The organism is Vibrio sp. B1REV9 (assembly GCF_905175395.2).
Taxonomy (GTDB): domain Bacteria; phylum Pseudomonadota; class Gammaproteobacteria; order Enterobacterales; family Vibrionaceae; genus Vibrio; species Vibrio alfacsensis.
In genome coordinates this window covers 234,200-252,975 of record NZ_CAJIMW020000221.1, presented here as the reverse complement: position 1 = coordinate 252,975, position 18,776 = coordinate 234,200, and the positions used below count along the sequence as shown (strand labels likewise).

Here is an 18,776-nt window from a genome sequence, read left to right as displayed (position 1 = left end):
TTTGTATTGCGTTACTCACACCTTAGCAAGGCGTTAGGGCTTAAGAAGATAACAATTACAATTGCAAGTGAGATTAATATGTTGCATCTAAACGAAAGAGAACGGCTTGAAGTTCAGAATATATTTGTTACAACCGAGAAAGAATATAGAAAGAAGCTTAGAGCAAACAAAAATGCCATTTATGCCATAAATTTGGTTGGTGATCTCCATAGTAAAATTGATGCTGTAATAGAGTCCGTAAAAGTCAAAGGTATTAAATTCGGATGCAAAAAGGGGTGTAGTTTCTGCTGTGATCTCCGCGTCGAGGTATTAGCTCCAGAGGTTTTTTATATTGCCAAGAAGCTGAAAGCTGATATGTCTAAGTCTGAAATGCAGACGTTTATAGATAAGTTGCAGATATATGCAGGTAAGGCTAAAGGACTTAGGTTCGATGAACACATCATTCCATGCGTAATGTTAGAAGATGGAGCATGTGGAATATACAGTTATAGACCTATGATGTGTCGAAAATATAATTCTCTGGATGCACAGGTGTGTGAGGATCCACATGCACAAGTCCCTGAAAATACGGAAGTAGTAGTTAAAACGGGAGCAATTGGTAAAGGATTCGCTGATAGTTATGAATCTCGAAGTTTGTCAGCAATACCACATGAGTTTGGTCAGGCTCTTCTTATTGCACTAACCGACTCAAAATCAGAGCAGAAATGGGCTAAAGGCAAAGAGGTTTTCGTTCGTATTCCTGAGATGTGTTAAAGACAGCCCTAACAAACAATTTAAGAGTGATTCCCCACGCTTGGCATTTTTGGTTTGGGGCAAGTTTAGTGTTTACGGCGTCCAAGTTGAGTGCGGTGGTAGCGTGGCTCACACCTTAATTGGGCGTTAGGCGACATGAGATAAGCGATAGAGTAGTGATAGTATCTTGGCGTGAATCTAGCTTCAGTTAATTGAAAAGGAGTGGATTAATGAATGGTAAAGCATTTGATAATTGGCAAAAATCGCGAAAGAAAGGATGTTTAAATTGGCTTTTCAGAACCACTTTCGTCACAGCCATTTTGTACATGATTTTTAATGTTATTTTCCTTTATCCATCTTCTGATGCGGCAAGCATTACGATTTTCTTATCGGATAATGCTCTTAATTACTCAATTTACACGATCGGGATGTTTTTCGCATTTTGGGCTATTTGGCTATACAACGAATCTTCGTATGAGAAAGAAGTTAAACGTAGAAATGTCGCCTAACAAACTGTTCAAGAGGGATTCGCAACGCGTGGCATTTTCACTATGCGTTGGTTTTAGTGTTTAAGGTGGTATGCGGCAGCTTCGGTATTGCGTTGCTCACCCCTTAACAGGGCGTTATGTTTTTAGAGGAAATTTGATAGTTTATGGAAAGCTTCTTCGAGAGTGAGTTCATGCTCTCCAACTCGCTTCACTTTGTTTTGCTCACCTGCGGTTTAGCATTAGCTTTCCATTTACCAATCTGGTGTGGCTTTAATCTCTGTAAGCGTAAGTGGAAGTATGTTGACTACCTTTGGCCTCTGCTAGCAGGTGTGGGTATGCTGGGTGCAGTTTCTGAAATTCGTGCAGCAGTTGCTGGTAATTGGGCTATCACCGAGCAAACACGAGCGGTAACCATTCTCGAATCAGTTCACGAGTTTTCAGTTCGGCAGATTAAAAGTGATATGTGTTCTGGTCTTATATCTGTTGGTGGTGAAGATGGATACTCCGACCCATGCAGTTGGTATTTATCGGTTGCTAAGCATCTAAAATCCCTCGATTTCAATTTACTGCCAACATTGGACCTGAATCTATTTTCTACCTCAGGACTCAATTTAAAATGGGTTGAGGAAGATGTTACATGGGTTAATGGTATGTTTGAGCAATACAACCAGCAAAAAAAGCGATACGACGAGACCAAGCTCGCGCAAGTCAAACATCCGATTGAGCAAGTATTTTGGTATATCAGCCCGTATTTAGTTTGTTTTGCGGTAGCTTTACGATTGGCTAAAGTGACAGGTGAGCTCAAACTGGAAAAACAAACATAACAATCTGTTTAAGAGTGATTCGCAACGCGTGGCATTTTTACTATGCGTTAGGTTTGTGTTGTAAGGTGGTATGCGGAAACATCGGTATTGCGTTGCTCACACCTTAACAGGGCGTTAGTCGCCAGAAAAAGCTAGCAATCAAAATCATGTTTCTAAGCTCAAAATTTGGCTGCTGATTGTTCGGCCCACAGGTTCATCGTCGTTGGTCCAAACTCATTTTCAGCTGTTTTAAGTCCAAAGTTTTGCAAGTGTCCTCGCGGTTGTTTTGTTCTTTGGTGCTGACATAGCAGGGCAATCGAGAGTTTGCTTTTGGTTGCAACTCCGCTCGGTGAGTTTGTCGGTACAAAAGCCGATTTACTCGCTGAAATGACGTTTTCTCTGGTGTGGTAAGTTCCACGTGGTTTCAGTGACTTTGTTGAAAGTCCGCATTGTGAGATTGGCTTTCCAAAAGCGCTTTTTGGTATTGTTAGTCCGTTTTCTGCGGCGTTGTTTGTTCTAGGTGGTTTCATTGAGTAGCCGCTTTGAGACTACGCCTGACTTAAATGCATCAAAGCACATAAAGTTTGTTGTTCGCAAAGTTTAGTTCGGCTTAAAATTGTCGCTCGGTGCCTCGCGACTAACAAACTGCTCAAGAGGGATTCGCAACGCGTAGCATTTTCACTATGCGTTGAATTTAGTGATTAAGGTGGTTTGCGGCGGCTTCGGTATTGCGTTGCTCACCCCTTAGCAGGGCGTTAGGCATACAAGGTTATTTTTAGCTTATAGGTCAAGTTTATGAGTTGGGCAAAATTAAAAACGGGTATTATTATAGTTTTGGTCATCCTCATTTCTGAGGCAATTAGGCTACACACTGGGCTACCTATAACAATGATTGATATTGGGGTGCTGCCTATCACATGTTTGCTAATTTATTGTATGAAATATTATAGGTTTCCTTTTAGTAAAACATATAAAGATACGGATAATCTCCAACAAAAAACGCTTTTTCAGCTAATTGGTTTCTTGCTTTTTACAATTATCTTAGCAGCAATGGGTAGCTGGTTAGCTTGGCTTGGAATTCAAGCTCCTCTAAAGTACTTCTCGAGTGTTAAAGGAGCTGCCCATGGATATACATTAATTCAAATTGGTGGTTTAACTGCTTTATACAGTATGTGGGGGGCACTTGTTTTCCTATTTAGGCTAGTTAAGTTACGTGATAAGTCTGCCTAACAAACTGTTTAAGAGTGATTCGCAACGCGTGGCATTTTTACTATGCGTTGCGTTTAGTGTTTAAGGCGGTGTGCGGGAGCATCGGTATTGCGTTGCTCACACCTTAACAGGGCGTTATGTACTTTCTCGAAAATTAACCTAGCCAACGTATGAAATTAGGTCGTAAACTTAGCTTAATTAAAGGGTTAGGTGATAGATATGGCATTTTCAGAAATTGAGCAACAGCGTTATAGAAAGGTAGTGGAGAAGTACCTTGATTCTTGTCGGCCGCCAGAAGAGATCCGCAACCAACTTGATATTGGGTATCGTTTAGAGGGGCAAGTCATCGAAATCTTCGAGATACGTCCTAAGTGGAATGATCCATCCGAAAAAATGGAGTGCCCAGTAGCCAAAGTCAAATATTATAAGTCGCGTGATGCGTGGAAAATTTACTGGATGAAATCCGACCAAAAATGGCATTCGTATGAGCCAGTTCCAGAGATTCAACTTCTAGAAGCTTTCTTGGAAATATTGGAAGACGATACTTATGGGTGTTTCTGGGGATAGAACCAACCACGTACATAACAAACTGTTCAAGAGGGATTCGCAACGCGTGGCATTTTTACTATGCGTTGGTTTTAGTGTTTAAGGCGGTATGCGGCGGCATCGGTATTGCGTTGCTCACCCCTTAACAGGGCGTTAGGCGACATGAGACAAACGATAGAGTAGTGATAGTATCTTGGCGTGAATCTAGCTTCAGTTAACAGAAAAGGAGTGGATTAATGAATGGTAAAGCATTTGATAATTGGCAAAAATCGCGAAAGAAAGGATGTTTAAATTGGCTTTTCAGAATAGCTTTCGTCACAGCCATTTTGTACATAATTTTTAATGTTATTTTCCTTTATCCATCTTCTGATGCGGCAAGCATTACGGTTTTCTTATCGGATAATGCTCTTAATTACTCAATTTACACGATCGGGATGTTTTTCGCATTTTGGGCTATTTGGCTATACAACGAATCTTCGTATGAGAAAGAAGTTAAACGTAGAAATGTCGCCTAACAAACTGTTCAAGAGGGATTCGCAACGCGTGGCATTTTCACTATGCGTTGGTTTTAGTGTTTAAGGTGGTATGCGGCGGCTTTGGTATTGCGTTGCTCACCCCTTAACAGAGCGTTATGTGTATAGAGGAACTAACAAATTGATCGTAAACAGTATTTGTCCTTATTGCTCGACTGCAATGGTAAAAGGCGAGAACTTGCACAATAGTCGTTCTGTTGAGCACCTAGTTCCCAATACCGCTCTAACGCGAAAGAGAAACAACGGTGAGGGTGATTTCTATGCTTGTCGTAAGTGCAATTCTGAAAAAGGTACATTGGATGAAATATTTGGTCTAATTGCCCGATGCCAATCCAGTGATAGTGAGCTAGCTGTGAAAGCACTAGTTCGTGCTTTCACGAAACGTAAGCGTGTACCGAATCGTCTTTGGGAAATGTATGACAGTGCGGTAGAGGTGGGTGAACACGTTGAAGCAAAAATGCCTGTTTATGGTCAAGAGCTGATCGACTACGCAACGTTCTTTGGCAAGGGTCTATATTTTCTAAAGCATCAACGAGTCTTCAATGAAAAGCGAGACGTCATGCATATTCGCTTCTTCAATAAACAGGTTCATTCAAGTTTCGCTCAGAATTATGAGAGTAAGTTTTTAAGCAATCCCATCAAAGACCTAGAATCCAACTCAAAATCATGGGTTGTCGCAGAGGATGAGTGTGTCATCTGGTCAAAAAATAGAAGTCATCTCATTATTTTTCATCACTTTATCTCTTTTGGTATTAGGTTTAAAACTCGTAACCACAAGACTCTGATGAAAAAGAAAGAACTAGAAAATAATATTTTGGAAAGCTTTGGGTAATACACATAACAAAGCGTTTAAGACAGATTCGCAACGCTCGGCATTTTCGGTTTGCTTTGAATTTAGTGTTTACGGCACAATGGTTTAGGTAGGGGTAGCGTTGCTCACTACTTAACGCGGCGTTATGCATCATGGAGTAGCTGTGAAAATTAAAGATGATAAAAACAAATTCAAAGGTTTGAGTAACATTAAAAATGCATCTACTTGGTTTGATGTTTTAAAAAGCGATGACCGGAGTGCGGTGCTTATTTCGTGTGCTGCATTTGACGCAAAACTTGAGAGAATACTTGATAATAGTTTCAAAAGTGGTGTTTCAAACAAAGTAGTTAATCAGTTTGCCAAAAGGATTGATCTTTGTTTCGAGCTAGGGCTAATTTCTAAACAGGTGCAATCGGAGTTGCACGCGTTGAGAGAAATTAGAAATGCTTTCGCCCACAACATATTTGGCTGCAGCTTCGAGAATCCAGATGTTCTCAACGAACTAAAAAAGGTCAAAAGTGCAGAGCTTGCTGGAGCATCTTTCAATGAGCCAAGAATATATTTTCATACCGCGGTTCTCATTCTAGATAATGCTCTTGAAACTGTAATTCAGCAAAACAGTGCAAGTGATGCTTAGTATCAAGTTTGAAGTGCGACACTTTCTACAGATGCGCATGAATATACTCCGTTGGTGTCCTATACCCAAGTCTTTTGCGTGGGCGCATATTTAATTTGTGTGCAATTTCATTGCAGAACTTCTGTGTCACGTGTGACATAGAAGTTCGTTTTGGTAAGTATTGTCGTATCAAGCCATTAGTGTTTTCATTAGTGCCTCGTTCCCATGAGTGGTATGGGTTTGCAAAGTAAAACAGACAGTTATGATGTTTCTCTAGTTGTGCATAACCATGAAATTCAGTGCCGTTATCCGCAGTTATCGTCTTAAAGGGTAAGTCAGAGCGGGTCATGATTTTGCTCATTCTTACGTTGAGCGACTCGCTTGTTCTGTCGTCCATTTGCCCAATAAAAGTGTAGCCAGTCATTCTGTCGACTAAAGTCACGATACAGTGCTTGGTTCCGCGGCCAACGACGGTATCAATTTCCCAGTGACCAGGCTCTTTTCGATGCTCAGCTTTTGCAGGTCTTTCGGTAATATGACGCTTTGCTGCCAGGCGACCTCGGCTGTCTTTTGAGTTATACCTTTTACGCCTTTTCTTAGTGGATTGGCGTAGGTGTTTCCATAGGGTTCCACCGAAAGTTTTGTCGTTCCAAATATGCTGATAAATGAGCTCGTGGCTCATTGTTGGATAGCCTCTTACCCTTAGGTATCCGACGATTTGGTCATGGCTCCAATCCAGTCGTAGCAAGGCTTCAGGTAACCTGAAGTCGATTTCGCTGTAGCGCTTATTTCTGCGCGAGCGACTCAGCCGGTTACGAGCCATTTGTTGGGCTCTCCATGCCTGATAGGAGTACCTTTTAAAGTGTCTGTTGTATCGGGAGTTGCGTTCAATTTCTCGATAGATAGTAGCTTTGTGACGGCCCAGTTGTTTAGCTATTTTAGCGGTACTAATTCCTTGCTTTCTGAGTGCAGAAATCATATACCTTCGTTCTCAGTGAGGTGCGTGTATCTCATGTTTTTTACTTCTTGGCGGGAGCAAACTTCATGATTATCGCATCTCACTGTTTTTATGTTCAGAGGTGTCGCACTTCGTACTTGAATCCAAGATGCATAACAAATTGTTCAAGAGGGATTCGCAACGCGTGGCATTTTTACTATGCGTTGAGTTTAGTGTTTAAGGTGGTCTGCGGCAGCTTCGGTATTGCGTTGCTCACCCCTTAACAAGGCGTTATATGCCAATACAGATAGGAAGTAAAAAATGAACTTTGTATATGAATTTCTATATGTGCTTTCATTATCAAAACGCACTCAATTAGCACTGATTCTTGGTGTCGTTTTTCACTTCGTAATTTTATTGGTTGGCAAATACTACATCGCTGAAATTGAGTTCCAAGGAGTAATGAAACCTTTGGAAGATGCCATAGTTGGGAAGCTATTGCATAGATACGATAAGGTAGCGTTGTTTGCATTGGTTTCATTCTGGGTATTGGCTTTTAAATGTTACCGTAAAGATCGCAAAAGGCTATACAGCTTGTAGTCCTTACTTTGGTTGCTCATTAAGGGACTTTCAGGCTTTGGGTACAAGCATATAACAAAGCGTTTAAGACGGATTCCCAACGCTTGGCATTTTCGGTTTGATTCGTATTTAGTGTTTACGGCACAATATTTTAGGTAAGGTGGTAGCGTTGCTCACCACTTAACGCGGCGTTATATCTTGGAGGTCTTAGTTGAGTAAAAAAGTGGTCATTAATGATATCTTCGAAGAGATAGATGAACGTCTTATCACACAGGGCGTGCCTATTAAGCTCCGTTATATGGAAGCCGTTGGAGAGGTCAGTGCATACTTTGGAAATGTTCCAATTCCGTTGTCACCGAAATCACTTCTTCCCAATAACGAAATAGGTAATCAACTTTGTGTATGGTTGCACGACTGGTATGACGCTAAGTACGGTAAACTTCAGTCCTTCAATTCTGATTTAGGCTTCTTCTATCAAAAAATCAGAGGAGACTTATGGCATTATCGTGTGCCAAACTTTGTTGGTACATGTAACTTTTTCATCGATAAAAATTTGACAGTTTGTGGTGCTCATAACGAGACAAATATAATGCGTATGTCATCTAATATGACGCAAGCTTATGTGAATTCTTTAACCGACGCTGAATTGAGTTCGTTAATGGCATCATTTAGGAGTGCTCTCGAATCATTCGAAATTCTATCTGGTTGGCGATTAGCAAAAATACCATTCTGTCAAGCTATAGAAGCAGACCTTAAGACAATATCCGTGCAGTTACAGACCAATGCAATGAATTATGGGCAAGCTCGATGGGCGTATTCACAATGTGCGGAGAAGATACTTAAGGCTTGGCTTTTAAAGGCTGGTATCTCTGAAAAACGTCTAAAAGATAAATATGGTCACAGCATCCACAAACTAGTTAATGCGTTTAACAAACATTATAACGAGCAGCTTAGCTCTGATAAGTTTGATGCTATTACTTGTTCTCCAAGCGCTCGTTACGATGAGGATGATTTTTCATCTGAAGATATCATTGAAGCGCAAAATTGGTTGTTCGAGACAATTAAAACGATAGGTTTTTCTCCAAAATTAGCAACGATATAACAAACAATTTAAGAGTGATTCCCCACGCTTGGCATTTTTGGTTAGGGTCTAATTCAGTGTTTACGGCGTCCAATTTGAGTGTGGTGGCAGCGTGGCTCACACCTTAATTGGGCGTTAGCAATAATAAACGGTTCAAATGCTTTTTTTGATTTTATCTGAGGTTAATATTCAATGAAACTCATCAAATCGCTAGGTGATGGTAGTGCTTTTACACATGTTTTTTATCTTAATAATGACCCTCAAAAATGCTTCATATTTGGTTCAGCTAGTAGGTATGAGAACTATTTTTATGCACAATTGGATCAAGCTTCTTTAAAATCAATGTTAAAGGCGAATATCGTTGATGCTAGCCGTATCGGTGCGTACGTAGTCAATCACCTAAGGTTTAACTACCTTTTTCTATCAACAGACGTGACTGTAGTCGCAAGGCGTTAAATTTATATTGCTAACAAACTGTTCAAGAGGGATTCGCAACGCGTGGCATTTTTATTGTGCGTTGGTTTAAGTGATTAAGGTGGTATGCGGCGGCTTCGGTATTGCGTTGCTCACCCCTTAACAGGGCGTTATAAGCAATAGGAAAGTATGAAGAATATAGATTTGTTCAATCTTGGGGTCGCTAGCGTCTTTGGCAAATGCTATGAGTCTTTTCCCGTCCCGATCGAGCTATACTCCGGTATCATCGCATTAGAGGTTGAAAGAAAACACACCGAGAATCCTTTCGCAAATATCGACGGTCATGGTGAACAGCAACATATAGCAGAATGTACGATTCAATGGTTATTAGACACTGGTTATATCAAAGGTGTGAAAAAAGAGGGCTTTGCTGTATTCCAAAATGTTGTATTAACCCCGATGGGGCTAGCAGCGTTGAATCGTATGCCTAGTTCACTTTCTGGTAATACAATTGGTGATCAGTTGGCTGATTTCTCGGGTGAGTGCTCCAAGTCTGTGGTGATGGATCTTGTAAAAGACGTGATAGCTGAGGGTATAAGGTTAATCGCGGGATAAATTGCTTATAACAAACTGTTTAAGAGTGATTCGCAACGCGTGGCATTTTTGCTATGCGTTGTGTTTAGTGTTTATGGTGGCATGCGGCGGCATCGGTATTGCGTTGCTCACACCTTAACAGGGCGTTAGGCATCAAGGAGGATGGATGAATCGTCGAGAGAACAAATACCTCATAGCATCTTCAGCGTGTTGCTTTTTGGCAGCATTAGCTCATTTGGGATGTATTGTGTTTGGATCTGACTGGTATCGAATGTTTGGGGCCGGAGAAGCGATGGCACAAATGGCGGAGCAAGGGCTTTGGTACCCTACACTGGTCACGCTCACAATAGCAGCAATTTTGTGTTTTTGGGGTATTTTTGCGTTAGCTGGGGCGGGCGTAATAAAGAAACTTCCATTTACGCGTTCCATTTTAGTAGTGATAACAAGTGTTTTTATCCTCAGAGCATTTTCATTCCCAGTACTAATGCCAAGCTTTCCAGATAATACCTTAACTTTTTGGCTGACAAGTTCAGGTATCTGTTTGTTAATAGGTAGTTTGTTTGCAGTGGGTACAAAGCAAGAATGGTCGAGGCTCACTCAGGCAAATGCCTAACAAACTGCTCAAGAGGGATTCGCAACGCGTGGCATTTTCACTATGCGTTGATTTTAGTGATTAAGGTGGTTTGCGGTGGTTTCGGTATTGCGTTGCTCACCCCTTAGCAGGGCGTTATATGCCAATACAGATAGGAAGTAAAAAATGAACTTTGTATATGAATTTCTATATGTGCTTTCATTATCAAAACGCACTCAATTAGCACTGATTCTTGGTGTCGTTTTTCACTTCGTAATTTTATTGGTTGGCAAATACTACATCGCTGAAATTGAGTTCCAAGGAGTAATGAAACCTTTGGAAGATGCCATAGTTGGGAAGCTATTGCATAGATACGATAAGGTAGCGTTGTTTGCATTGGTTTCATTCTGGGTATTGGCTTTTAAATGTTACCGTAAAGATCGCAAAAGGCTATACAGCTTGTAGTCCTTACTTTGGTTGCTCATTAAGGGACTTTCAGGCTTTGGGTACAAGCATATAACAAAGCGTTTAAGACGGATTCCCAACGCTTGGCATTTTCGGTTTGATTCGTATTTAGTGTTTACGGCACAATATTTTAGGTAAGGTGGTAGCGTTGCTCACCACTTAACGCGGCGTTATAACACAGAATCAACTTCTTGCTCAAAAGGGTCAGTTGAACTATTATCTGTACGTTATTTTGTACTAACTGGAGTTCAATATGAGTCGTATTCATTTCGATCAAGATATTCAGCCTTTGTCTGAGTTTCGTGCCGGTGTAGCTTCATACATCAAACAAATCAATGAGACTCGTCGCCCATTGGTTATTACGCAACGTGGCAAAGGTGTTGCTGTTGTTCTCGATGTTGCTGAGTATGAAGCAATGCAAGAGAAAATCGAATTACTGGAAGAAATGCGCACAGCAGAAGCTCAGTTAGCTTCTGGTCTCGGTGTTTCCAATGATGATGCGCGTGCTCAAGTACTTGGGCGCATTAAAAAATGAAAGTAGTCTGGTCTCCATTAGCACTTCAGAAACTAGGTGATGCAGCGGAGTTTATTTCTTTGGATAATCCACCTGCAGCAGAGAGGTGGGTAAACGAAGTTTTTGATAAAACTGAACTACTTGGAAGTATGCCTGAAATGGGGCGGTTTGTTCCTGAAATGCCCCACACGAACTATCGCGAAATCATCTTTGGTCACTATCGTATTATCTACAGTTTAAGTCACGAAATCCGCGTACTAACAGTTCGTAATTGTCGTCAAATTTTATCGGAAGATGACGTGTAAAACTGTGTTATAACAAACTGTTTAAGAGTGATTCGCAACGCGGGGCATTTTTACTATGCGTTGGTCTTAGTGTTTAAGGTGGCATGCGGCGGCATCGGTATTGCGTTGCTCACCCCTTAACAGGGCGTTATACCACTAGTTAATTAAAGTTCGAGAGTTCATTTTGGAAATTAATGAAGATAATGTTCAAACTATTATAGATAAAGCTTGGGGGGCTTGTCGGGAACGCGTTGAGGATAAAGACTACCCACTGTCAAGCGAGAAGAGTTTAGTGTTTCTATTTGCTATGGAGATACTAAAAATCGTAGGTAATAAATTAGTGGTTGATTTTGAGCAGCAATGTTATGAAGAATTGTCTGGGAAAAGTAAGTACTTAGATCTATTTTTTTATACATCAACTAACTATAAAGTCGCTGTAGAATTTAAACTTCCTCAAGGAACTCCTGATAGAAAGGAAACAAGAAAATCAATTTACCGTGATTTAGCTAGGCTAAGATATTTACATGATCAGAAATCACACAACTATTGCGTCTTTCTAATGGCTTCCAATATTGAGTCTTTTTTGAATCCTGGAAACTATACCAATTACATAAATTACATCACTGCCCATAATCATGTAATTGAACCAGAGAACGATTTGTTAGTAGAGAACCTTCCATTGCAAGGCGTTAGTGCAAAATTTGAATGGAGAAACATAGAGTTTAGGGAAAACAAAACTAACAATAATGGCAAGTTTGTTGTATCCGGCAGTTATGCTTGGATAAAGCCAATAGTGGCTTAGTATCAAGTTTGAAGTGCGACACTTTCTACAGATGCGCATGAATATACTCCGTTGGTGTCCTATACCCAAGCCTTTTGCGTGGGCGCGTATTTAATTTGTGTGCAATTTCATTGCAGAGCTTCTGTGTTACGTGAGACATAGAAGTTCGTTTTGGTAAGTATTGTCGTATCAAGCCATTGGTGTTTTCATTAGTACCTCGCTCCCATGAGTGGTATGGATTTGCAAAGTAAAACAGACAGTTATGATGTTTTTCTAATTGTGCATAACCATGAAATTCAGTGCCGTTATCCGCAGTTATCGTCTTAAAAGGTAAGTCAGAGCGGGTCATGATTTTGCTCATTCTTACGTTTAGCGACTCGCTTGTTCTATTGTCCATTTGCCCAATAAAAGTGTAGCCAGTCATTCTGTCGACTAAAGTCACGATACAGTGCTTGGTTCCGCGGCCAACGACGGTATCAATTTCCCAGTGACCAGGCTCTTTTCGATGCTCAGCTTTTGCAGGTCTTTCGGTAATATGACGCTTTGCTGCCAGCCGACCTCGGCTGTCTTTTGAGTTATACCTTTTACGCCTTTTCTTAGTTGATTGGCGTAGGTGTTTCCATAGGGTTCCACCGAGAGTTTTGTCGTTCCAAATATGCTGATAAATGAGCTCGTGACTCATTGTTGGATAGCCTCTTACCCTTAGGTATCCGACGATTTGGTCAGGGCTCCAATCCAGTCGTAGCAAGGCCTCAGGTAACCTGAAGTCGATTTCGCTGTAACGCTTATTTCTCCGCGATTGGCTCAGCCGGTTGCGAGCCATTTGTTGGGCTCTCCATGCCTGATAGGAGTACCTTTTAAAGTGTCTGTTGTATCGGGAGTTGCGTTCAATTTCTCGATAGATAGTGGCTTTGTGACGCCCCAGTTGTTTAGCTATTTTAGCGGTACTAATTCCTTGCTTTCTGAGCGCAGAAATCATATACCTTTCGTTCTCAGTGAGGTGCGTGTATTTCATGTTTTTTACTTCTTGGCGGGAGCAAACTTCATGATTATCGCATCTCACTGTTTTTATGTTCAGAGGTGTCGCACTTCGTACTTGAATCCAAGTGGTATAACAAAGCGTTTAAGACAGATTCCCAACGCATGGCATTTCCTATTCCATCGTTGGGTTTTATGTTTACGGTGGTATGGTCGGGTTTAGTGGTAGCGTTGCTCACTACTTAACGCGGCGTTATACGACTAAGGAGAAAAATGAAGCCTGATTTACACGGAAGTAGAATTGTTTTGAGGTCAATTCAAACGAATGATTCTGATGATTTGTTTGAAATTTATGGTGACATTCAAACAATGGAATTTGCTTCAGACCCAGTTTTCACATCGGAAGATATGGTAGTTCAGATGCTAGAAAGCGTCGTCCGACTAGAGAAATCAGGTGAATCGTTGGAATGGGCGGTTATGGAGCAAGCGACAAGCAAAGTTATTGGAACCTGCGGCTTACATAGCTTTAGTGATAGCGGTGATTCCTGTGAGGTCGGGTGCTTACTAAATTCATCGTACTGGCGACAAGGGTATATGTCGGAAGCTCTTAGTTTATTATTCTCTCATGCTAAATCTTTGGGTATTGAAAAATTGTATGCCGATATTGATGAGGGTAACTTTAGGTCTCAAGCTTTGTTTAACAAACTGGGCTTCAAAGCTAAAAACGGTCAGTTTCAGCGCTTGCTGAGAGGCATCGTATAACAAACTGTTTAAGAGTGATTCGCAACGCGTGGCATTTTCACTATGCGTTGGTTTTGGTGTTTAAGGTGGTTTGCGGCGGCTTCGGTATTGCGTTGCTCACCCCTTAACAGGGCGTTAGTCGCCAGAAAAAGCTAGCAATCAAAATCATGTTTCTAAGCTCAAAACTTGGCTACTGGCTTTTTGATTCATAGTTCCATCTTCGACGGTCAAAGCTCAGTTTCATCGGTTCTAAATCAATGCATTGCTATTTTCCAAGCGGTTGTTTCGTTCTTTGGTGGTGATAGAGCGGGGCAATCGAAAATCTGTTTTCGGTTGCAAATCTGCTCGGTGAGTTTGTTGGTTTAAAAGCTCATTTACTAGCTGAAAGGACGTTTTCTTTGGTGTGGTAAGTTCCACATGGTTTCAGTGACTTTGCTGAAAGTCCGCACTGTGAGATTGGCTTTCCAAAAGCGCTTTTTGGTGTTGTCAGTCCGTTTTCTGCAGCGTTGTTTGTTCCAAGTGGTTTCATTGAGTAGCCGCTTTGAGACTACGCCTGACTTAAATGCACCGAAGCACATAAAGTTTGTTGTTCGCAAAGTTTAGTTCGGCTTAAAATTGTCGCTCGGTGCCTCGCGACTAACAAACTGCTCAAGAGGGATTCGCAACGCGTGGCATTTTTACTATGCGTTGGTTTAAGTGATTAAGGTGGTTTTCGGCGGCTTTTGTATTGCGTTGCTCACCCCTTAGCAGGGCGTTAGTCGCCAGAAAAAGCTAGCAGTCAAAATCACTTTTCTAAGCTTAAGATTTGGCTGATGATCGTTTGATATGCAGGTGTGTCGGCGATGCTCAAAGCTCAGTTTCAACTGTTTCAAGTCCAAAGTTTTGTAAATGTCCTAGCGGTTGTTTTGTTCTTTGGTGCTGACAGTGCAGGGCAATCGAGAGTCTATTTTTGCTTGCAACTCCGCTCGGTGAGTTTGTTGGTACAAAAGCCGATTTACTCGCTGAAATGACGTTTTCTCTGGTGTGGTAAGTTCCACGTGGTTTCAGTGACTTTGTTGAAAGTCCGCACTGTGAGATTGGTTTTCCCAAAGCGCTTTTTTGGTGTTGTCAGTCTGTTTTCTGCGGCGTTGGCTGTTCCAAGTGGTTTCATTGAATAGCCGCTTTGAGACTACGCCTGACTTAAGTGCATCAAAGCACATAAAGTTTATTGTTCGCAAAGTTTAGTTTGGCTTAAAATTGTCGCTCGGTGCCTCGCGACTAACAAACTGCTCAAGAGGGATTCGCAACGCGTGGCATTTTTACTATGCGTTGAATTTAGTGATTAAGGTGGTATGCAGCGGCTTCGGTATTGCGTTGCTCACCCCTTAGCAGGGCGTTATTGCGACATTGGCAAAGTGAACTACATACAGAATATTAGGAAGATTGGCTTAGATTAGGGAATGTGTATGAATGATAAGTATTTTTCGCACTGGAGCAAGGTTAGAAAGCAGGGTTTTCTCGTCTGGGCTTTAAAAAGTACTGCGGTAATGGCAGTTGCTTTTATAGTGTTTAACATCTTGATTAACTACCCGTCATCAGATGCAGAAAGCGTGTTAATGTACGTAAAAGCCAATGTCGTAGAATACTCTATCTTTCCATGTTTAATGTTTTTCGTTAACTGGGGTATTTGGTTACATAGAGAAAGTAAGTTTAAGGTCGAGCTACAGCGAAGAAATGTCGAATAACAAGGTATTTAAGACGGATTCCCAACGCTTGGTATTTTCGGTTTGCTTTGAAATTAGTGTTTACGGAACAATGTTTTAGGTCGGGTGGTAGGCGTTGCTCACCACTTAATACGGCGTTAGTTTGCAAGAGGAAAAACGCAGCTATATCGCAAGATCTAGTGGTAAAAGCTCAAAGTTTAAGTTGTCGTATTGGCTTTCAATTTTAGTGTTAACTAGCGTGGTGAAAATCCAAAATTGGCATCGTTTCAACGGTTGATTTATTCTTTGGTGCGGTGACTTTTTGGGGTTAACTGAGTCGAATTTTTTTGCTGAAACTCTGCTCGTTGAGCTTGTTGGTATAAAAGCCGATCTATTCGCTGAAATGACGCTTTCTTTGGTGTGGCAAGTTCCACGTGGTTTCAGTGGTTTTGTTGGAAGTCCGCATTGTGAGATTGGTTTTCCAAAAGCGCTTTTTGGTGTCGTTAGTTCGTTTTCTGCGGCGTTGTTTGTTCCCCGTGGTTTCATTGAGTAGCCGCTTTGAGACTACGCCTGACTTAAGTGCATCAAAACACATAAAGTTTGTTGTTTGCAAAGTTTAAAATTACGTAAAATCAACGTCTTGGGTTTGCAAACTAACAAACTGCTCAAGAGGGATTCGCAACGCGTGGCATTTTTACTATGCGTTGAATTTAGGTGATACCCCACGAAGACATCCCTATGCTCAAACTTGCTGATATTGCGATGATGAATTGGCAACCTTGGTCAAGCAACAGGTTTGCAAGAGGAAAAACGCAGCTATATCGCAAGATCTAGTGGTGAAAGCTTAAAGTTGAAATTGTCGTATCGGCGTTCAATTTCAGTGTTAACTGGCGTGGTGAAAATTCAAAATTGGCATCGTTTCACAGTTGATTTGTTCTTTGGAGCGGTGGTTTTGGGGTTAACTGAGTCGAACTTTTTTGCTGAAACTCTGCTCGTTGAGTTTGTTGGTACAAAAGACGATTTACTCGCTGAAATGGCGTTTTCTCTGGTGTGGTAAGTTCATGTGGTTTCAGTGGCTTTGTTGAAAGTCGGCATTGTGAGATCGGTTTTCCAAAAGCGCTTTTTGGTGTTGTTAGTTCGTTTTCTGCGGCGTTGTTTGTTCCACGTGGTTTCATTGAGTAGCCGCTTTGAGACTACGCCTGACTTAAGTGCATAAAAACACATAAAGTTTGTTGTTTGCAAAGTTTAAAATGACGTAAAATCAACGCTTTGGGTTTGCAAACTAACAAACTGCTCAAGAGGGATTCGCAACGCGTGGCATTTTTACTATGCGTTGGTTTAAGTGATTAAGGTGGTATGCGGCGGCTTTTGTATTGCGTTGCTCACCCCTTAGCAGGGCGTTAGTCGCCAGAAAAAGCTAGCAATCAAAATCATGTTTCTGAGCTTAAAATTTAGCAGCAGTTTGTTTGGAACACAGATTCATCGTCGATCCTTAGAACTTAGTTTTAGCTGTTTTGAGTCCAAAATTTTGCAAGTGTCCTAGCGATTGTTTTGTTCTTTGGTGCTGACAGAGCAAGGCAATCGAGAGTTTGTTTTTGGTTGCAACTCCGCTCGTTGAATTTGTTGTTACAAAAGCAGATTTACTCGCTGAAATGACGTTTTCTCTGGTGTGGTAAGTTCCACGTGGTTTCAGTGACTTTGTTGAAAGTCCGCATTGTGAGATTGGCTTTCCAAAAGCGCTTTTTGGTGTTGTCAGTTCGTTTTCTGCGGCGTTGTTTGTTCCAAGTGGTTTCATTGAATAGCCGCTTGGAGACTACGCCTGACTAAAGTGCATCAAAGCACATAAAGTTTGTTGTTCGCAAAGTTTGGTTCGGCTTAAAATTGTCGCTTGGTGCCTCGCGACTAACAAACTGCTCAAGAGGGATTCGCAACGCGTGGCATTTTTACTATGCGTTGATTTTAGTGATTAAGGTGGTATGCAGCGGCATCGGTATTGCGTTGCTCACCCCTTAGCAGGGCGTTAACTGGCGCAGAAAATACGAAAGCACAATGATACAGTTTCTAGGTTCAGAGATTTAGCGTGTTCGGTCGGTTTCCTTAGCTGAGCTAATGCGACTAATTTCAGTTTGATACTTAAGTTTACTGATGTGAAAGGCGGCACAAAGCCTTCTAATAATATAAGGCATTCGCGATTAGTTCGGCGCACTTACATCGCCGAAGTATGGTGTTGTGAGACGCATTTCAAACTAAAGATAAACGGTAATTTTTTGGTTAAATACATATTTGAGTTAGCTTTGCTAATCATTAATTAGCAAAACGAGCTTTGGCGAAAGTGGCTGAAAGATCGGCGAAAACTGAAAGGCGCTCAGTTAACAAACTGTTCAAGAGGGATTCGCAACGCGTGGCATTTGCACTATGCGTTGGTTTTTAGTGTTTAAGGTGGTATGCGGCGGCTTCAGTATTGCGTTGCTCACCCCTTAACAGAGCGTTATGTGCTTTGGTGGAAATGAATATGGAAATCACAATCAGGCTTATCGAAACAGAAAGCATTGAGGACAAGAGTATATTCGAGACTTTGTTTAGAGAGTATCTATCTGGATTCTCAGTTGAACTAGACCTCTCAGTAATTGCTCAGCTATTTGCGTTGCCTTATTTCCACGGATTTATCAGTTTTGTCGACAATAAGCCTGCTGGTTTTGCGGTTTGCTTTGAATCGTTCTCACCACTTATCGTGCGCAAAGAGTGATGAATATTCATGACTTTATGGTGTTGGACAACTTTCGTGGTAAAGGTGTTGGCAAGGCACAACTGAATGGTATCGAACAGTATTGTCGTGATAATGATTACCTCAAAATCACATTAGAGGTCGGTGATGATAATGTTTCAGCTAAAAAGCTTTACAGTTCATTGGACTACGAAGATTACAGAGTAGTTTTGAAAGGGCAGCAACATTGGCAAAAGTACCTCAATTAGCACGCACATAACAAACTGTTCAAGAGGGATTCGCAACGCGTGGCATTTTTACTATGCGTTGGTTTTAGTGTTTAAGGCGGTATGCGACGGCATCGGCATTGCGTTGCTCACCCCTTAACAGGGCGTTATAAGGCACGATAGTTATGAGTGACGAAATGAAATATGTTGAATGTTGTTCTCACGGAAAACAGCAAGCAACGTTTGTCTGCCAGCACATCATACAAACCCTAAGAGATGGTCAACCGCGTGGGTTCTGGTCTGCGGAACCAGAGCCTGGTGATACTCGCCCTGATTCTTGGTGTAGCGAGTGTGAGGATAAAGTTACAAGCACTGGAGGCGAATGGAATGATGAGTCTGAAGCATTTGCTGGAGTCACTTTACTATGTGGTGCTTGTTACGATCGTGCAAAAGAAATCAACGGCCTGACATAGAGTTTTTTAGTGC

The 18,776-nt window shown here is 41.5% G+C and carries 24 protein-coding genes and 3 pseudogenes; 22 read left to right on the top strand and 5 right to left on the bottom strand.

Annotated elements, in window-relative coordinates; all coding sequences use genetic code 11:
* Positions 1–78 precede the first annotated feature (78 nt).
* The 3 genes from KHN78_RS01560 (at position 79) to KHN78_RS01540 (ending at position 2,044) form a co-directional block, all read left to right on the top strand.
* A complete protein-coding gene (locus KHN78_RS01560) occupies positions 79–753 on the top strand; it encodes a YkgJ family cysteine cluster protein (protein WP_211919469.1) in 675 nt (224 codons plus the stop codon).
* A gap of 209 nt (positions 754–962) precedes the next feature.
* Entirely contained in the window at positions 963–1,241 is a 279-nt protein-coding gene (locus KHN78_RS01550; RefSeq protein ID WP_020840791.1) for a hypothetical protein, read from the top strand.
* A gap of 143 nt (positions 1,242–1,384) precedes the next feature.
* Positions 1,385–2,044, top strand: a complete 660-nt coding sequence (locus tag KHN78_RS01540; protein WP_039562374.1) for a hypothetical protein — start codon at positions 1,385–1,387, stop codon at positions 2,042–2,044.
* A gap of 158 nt (positions 2,045–2,202) precedes the next feature.
* On the opposite strand, the gene KHN78_RS01530 is transcribed toward KHN78_RS01540, so the two are convergent.
* Positions 2,203–2,553 carry a hypothetical protein gene (locus KHN78_RS01530; RefSeq protein WP_211919465.1) on the bottom strand — a complete coding sequence of 117 codons (351 nt, stop codon included), beginning with the start codon at positions 2,551–2,553 and terminating at the stop codon, positions 2,203–2,205.
* 265 nt (positions 2,554–2,818) lie between these two features.
* Here KHN78_RS01530 and KHN78_RS01520 point away from each other — a divergent pair, with 265 nt between their 5' ends.
* From KHN78_RS01520 to KHN78_RS01485, 5 genes are all read left to right on the top strand, one after another.
* Positions 2,819–3,253: a hypothetical protein gene (locus KHN78_RS01520; protein WP_211919463.1), complete on the top strand. Its 435-nt coding sequence runs from the start codon at positions 2,819–2,821 to the stop codon at positions 3,251–3,253.
* A gap of 198 nt (positions 3,254–3,451) precedes the next feature.
* Positions 3,452–3,799, top strand: coding sequence for a DUF3024 domain-containing protein (locus tag KHN78_RS01510; RefSeq protein WP_009705214.1), 348 nt, complete (start codon positions 3,452–3,454; stop codon positions 3,797–3,799).
* 215 nt (positions 3,800–4,014) lie between these two features.
* The gene (locus tag KHN78_RS01500; RefSeq protein WP_211919428.1) at positions 4,015–4,293 is read left to right on the top strand and encodes a hypothetical protein; all 279 of its coding nucleotides are present in this window, start codon (positions 4,015–4,017) and stop codon (positions 4,291–4,293) included.
* 139 nt (positions 4,294–4,432) lie between these two features.
* A complete protein-coding gene (locus KHN78_RS01490) occupies positions 4,433–5,143 on the top strand; it encodes a hypothetical protein (RefSeq protein WP_211919426.1) in 711 nt (236 codons plus the stop codon).
* Positions 5,144–5,285: 142 nt separating this feature from the next.
* Complete coding sequence (locus KHN78_RS01485) at positions 5,286–5,759, top strand: DUF4145 domain-containing protein (RefSeq protein ID WP_211919461.1); 474 nt, start codon at positions 5,286–5,288, stop codon at positions 5,757–5,759.
* A 25-nt stretch (positions 5,760–5,784) separates the two neighbouring features.
* Here KHN78_RS01485 and KHN78_RS01480 read toward each other — a convergent pair.
* Positions 5,785–6,752: pseudogene (locus KHN78_RS01480) on the bottom strand (IS30-like element ISVa6 family transposase).
* A gap of 244 nt (positions 6,753–6,996) precedes the next feature.
* Here KHN78_RS01480 and KHN78_RS01470 point away from each other — a divergent pair.
* From KHN78_RS01470 to KHN78_RS01420, 8 genes are all read left to right on the top strand, one after another.
* Positions 6,997–7,275, top strand: coding sequence for a hypothetical protein (locus tag KHN78_RS01470; protein ID WP_025573065.1), 279 nt, complete (start codon positions 6,997–6,999; stop codon positions 7,273–7,275).
* A 190-nt stretch (positions 7,276–7,465) separates the two neighbouring features.
* On the top strand, positions 7,466–8,356 hold the full coding sequence (locus KHN78_RS01465) for a HEPN domain-containing protein (protein WP_211919458.1): 891 nt from the start codon (positions 7,466–7,468) through the stop codon (positions 8,354–8,356).
* 582 nt (positions 8,357–8,938) lie between these two features.
* Positions 8,939–9,364, top strand: a complete 426-nt coding sequence (locus tag KHN78_RS01460; RefSeq protein ID WP_038888887.1) for a hypothetical protein — start codon at positions 8,939–8,941, stop codon at positions 9,362–9,364.
* A 145-nt stretch (positions 9,365–9,509) separates the two neighbouring features.
* Positions 9,510–9,956, top strand: coding sequence for a hypothetical protein (locus KHN78_RS01450; protein WP_211919454.1), 447 nt, complete (start codon positions 9,510–9,512; stop codon positions 9,954–9,956).
* 144 nt (positions 9,957–10,100) lie between these two features.
* Complete coding sequence (locus KHN78_RS01440; RefSeq protein ID WP_025573065.1) at positions 10,101–10,379, top strand: hypothetical protein; 279 nt, start codon at positions 10,101–10,103, stop codon at positions 10,377–10,379.
* 253 nt (positions 10,380–10,632) lie between these two features.
* Positions 10,633–10,914 carry a type II toxin-antitoxin system Phd/YefM family antitoxin gene (locus KHN78_RS01435; protein WP_000086647.1) on the top strand — a complete coding sequence of 94 codons (282 nt, stop codon included), beginning with the start codon at positions 10,633–10,635 and terminating at the stop codon, positions 10,912–10,914.
* The gene (locus KHN78_RS01430; protein WP_005445239.1) at positions 10,911–11,198 is read left to right on the top strand and encodes a type II toxin-antitoxin system RelE/ParE family toxin; all 288 of its coding nucleotides are present in this window, start codon (positions 10,911–10,913) and stop codon (positions 11,196–11,198) included. Before KHN78_RS01435 ends, KHN78_RS01430 begins: the two co-directional genes overlap by 4 nt.
* Before the next feature lie 163 nt (positions 11,199–11,361).
* Positions 11,362–11,979 carry a hypothetical protein gene (locus tag KHN78_RS01420; RefSeq protein WP_211919450.1) on the top strand — a complete coding sequence of 206 codons (618 nt, stop codon included), beginning with the start codon at positions 11,362–11,364 and terminating at the stop codon, positions 11,977–11,979.
* A 25-nt stretch (positions 11,980–12,004) separates the two neighbouring features.
* Here the strand turns inward: KHN78_RS01420 and KHN78_RS01415 are convergent, their stop codons facing one another.
* The gene (locus KHN78_RS01415) at positions 12,005–12,973 is read right to left on the bottom strand and encodes an IS30-like element ISVa6 family transposase (RefSeq protein WP_211919448.1); all 969 of its coding nucleotides are present in this window, start codon (positions 12,971–12,973) and stop codon (positions 12,005–12,007) included.
* 236 nt (positions 12,974–13,209) lie between these two features.
* Between KHN78_RS01415 and KHN78_RS01410 the strand changes: the two genes are divergently transcribed.
* The gene (locus KHN78_RS01410; protein ID WP_053441821.1) at positions 13,210–13,698 is read left to right on the top strand and encodes a GNAT family N-acetyltransferase; all 489 of its coding nucleotides are present in this window, start codon (positions 13,210–13,212) and stop codon (positions 13,696–13,698) included.
* Between the two features lie 825 nt (positions 13,699–14,523).
* On the opposite strand, the pseudogene KHN78_RS21935 reads toward KHN78_RS01410, so the two are convergent.
* Positions 14,524–14,827, bottom strand: a pseudogene (locus tag KHN78_RS21935) (hypothetical protein).
* 295 nt (positions 14,828–15,122) lie between these two features.
* Between KHN78_RS21935 and KHN78_RS01390 the strand changes: the two are divergent.
* From KHN78_RS01390 to KHN78_RS01375, 3 genes are all read left to right on the top strand, one after another.
* Positions 15,123–15,401, top strand: a complete 279-nt coding sequence (locus tag KHN78_RS01390) for a hypothetical protein (RefSeq protein ID WP_223917753.1) — start codon at positions 15,123–15,125, stop codon at positions 15,399–15,401.
* Between the two features lie 280 nt (positions 15,402–15,681).
* Positions 15,682–15,912, top strand: a complete 231-nt coding sequence (locus KHN78_RS21930) for a hypothetical protein (protein ID WP_211919982.1) — start codon at positions 15,682–15,684, stop codon at positions 15,910–15,912.
* Between the two features lie 339 nt (positions 15,913–16,251).
* Complete coding sequence (locus KHN78_RS01375) at positions 16,252–16,416, top strand: hypothetical protein (protein ID WP_211919981.1); 165 nt, start codon at positions 16,252–16,254, stop codon at positions 16,414–16,416.
* Between the two features lie 435 nt (positions 16,417–16,851).
* Here the strand turns inward: KHN78_RS01375 and KHN78_RS01370 are convergent, their stop codons facing one another.
* Positions 16,852–17,154, bottom strand: a complete 303-nt coding sequence (locus KHN78_RS01370; RefSeq protein WP_211919445.1) for a hypothetical protein — start codon at positions 17,152–17,154, stop codon at positions 16,852–16,854.
* A gap of 717 nt (positions 17,155–17,871) precedes the next feature.
* Between KHN78_RS01370 and KHN78_RS21925 the strand changes: the two are divergent.
* Both KHN78_RS21925 and KHN78_RS01340 read left to right on the top strand, forming a co-directional pair.
* Positions 17,872–18,332, top strand: a pseudogene (locus KHN78_RS21925) (N-acetyltransferase family protein).
* A 143-nt stretch (positions 18,333–18,475) separates the two neighbouring features.
* Positions 18,476–18,763: a hypothetical protein gene (locus tag KHN78_RS01340; protein WP_211919443.1), complete on the top strand. Its 288-nt coding sequence runs from the start codon at positions 18,476–18,478 to the stop codon at positions 18,761–18,763.
* The last annotated feature ends 13 nt before the right edge of the window (positions 18,764–18,776 follow it).

Coding starts and splice junctions, on each gene's coding strand:
- KHN78_RS01560 (WP_211919469.1), top strand. CDS start 79: ATGTTGCATCTAAACGAAAGAGAACGGCTTGAAGTTCAGAATATATTT.
- KHN78_RS01550 (WP_020840791.1), top strand. CDS start 963: ATGAATGGTAAAGCATTTGATAATTGGCAAAAATCGCGAAAGAAAGGA.
- KHN78_RS01540 (WP_039562374.1), top strand. CDS start 1,385: ATGGAAAGCTTCTTCGAGAGTGAGTTCATGCTCTCCAACTCGCTTCAC.
- KHN78_RS01530 (WP_211919465.1), bottom strand. CDS start 2,553: ATGAAACCACCTAGAACAAACAACGCCGCAGAAAACGGACTAACAATA.
- KHN78_RS01520 (WP_211919463.1), top strand. CDS start 2,819: ATGAGTTGGGCAAAATTAAAAACGGGTATTATTATAGTTTTGGTCATC.
- KHN78_RS01510 (WP_009705214.1), top strand. CDS start 3,452: ATGGCATTTTCAGAAATTGAGCAACAGCGTTATAGAAAGGTAGTGGAG.
- KHN78_RS01500 (WP_211919428.1), top strand. CDS start 4,015: ATGAATGGTAAAGCATTTGATAATTGGCAAAAATCGCGAAAGAAAGGA.
- KHN78_RS01470 (WP_025573065.1), top strand. CDS start 6,997: ATGAACTTTGTATATGAATTTCTATATGTGCTTTCATTATCAAAACGC.
- KHN78_RS01460 (WP_038888887.1), top strand. CDS start 8,939: ATGAAGAATATAGATTTGTTCAATCTTGGGGTCGCTAGCGTCTTTGGC.
- KHN78_RS01450 (WP_211919454.1), top strand. CDS start 9,510: ATGAATCGTCGAGAGAACAAATACCTCATAGCATCTTCAGCGTGTTGC.
- KHN78_RS01440 (WP_025573065.1), top strand. CDS start 10,101: ATGAACTTTGTATATGAATTTCTATATGTGCTTTCATTATCAAAACGC.
- KHN78_RS01435 (WP_000086647.1), top strand. CDS start 10,633: ATGAGTCGTATTCATTTCGATCAAGATATTCAGCCTTTGTCTGAGTTT.
- KHN78_RS01430 (WP_005445239.1), top strand. CDS start 10,911: ATGAAAGTAGTCTGGTCTCCATTAGCACTTCAGAAACTAGGTGATGCA.
- KHN78_RS01415 (WP_211919448.1), bottom strand. CDS start 12,973: ATGAAATACACGCACCTCACTGAGAACGAAAGGTATATGATTTCTGCG.
- KHN78_RS01410 (WP_053441821.1), top strand. CDS start 13,210: ATGAAGCCTGATTTACACGGAAGTAGAATTGTTTTGAGGTCAATTCAA.
- KHN78_RS01390 (WP_223917753.1), top strand. CDS start 15,123: ATGAATGATAAGTATTTTTCGCACTGGAGCAAGGTTAGAAAGCAGGGT.
- KHN78_RS01370 (WP_211919445.1), bottom strand. CDS start 17,154: ATGAAACCACTTGGAACAAACAACGCCGCAGAAAACGAACTGACAACA.
- KHN78_RS01340 (WP_211919443.1), top strand. CDS start 18,476: ATGAGTGACGAAATGAAATATGTTGAATGTTGTTCTCACGGAAAACAG.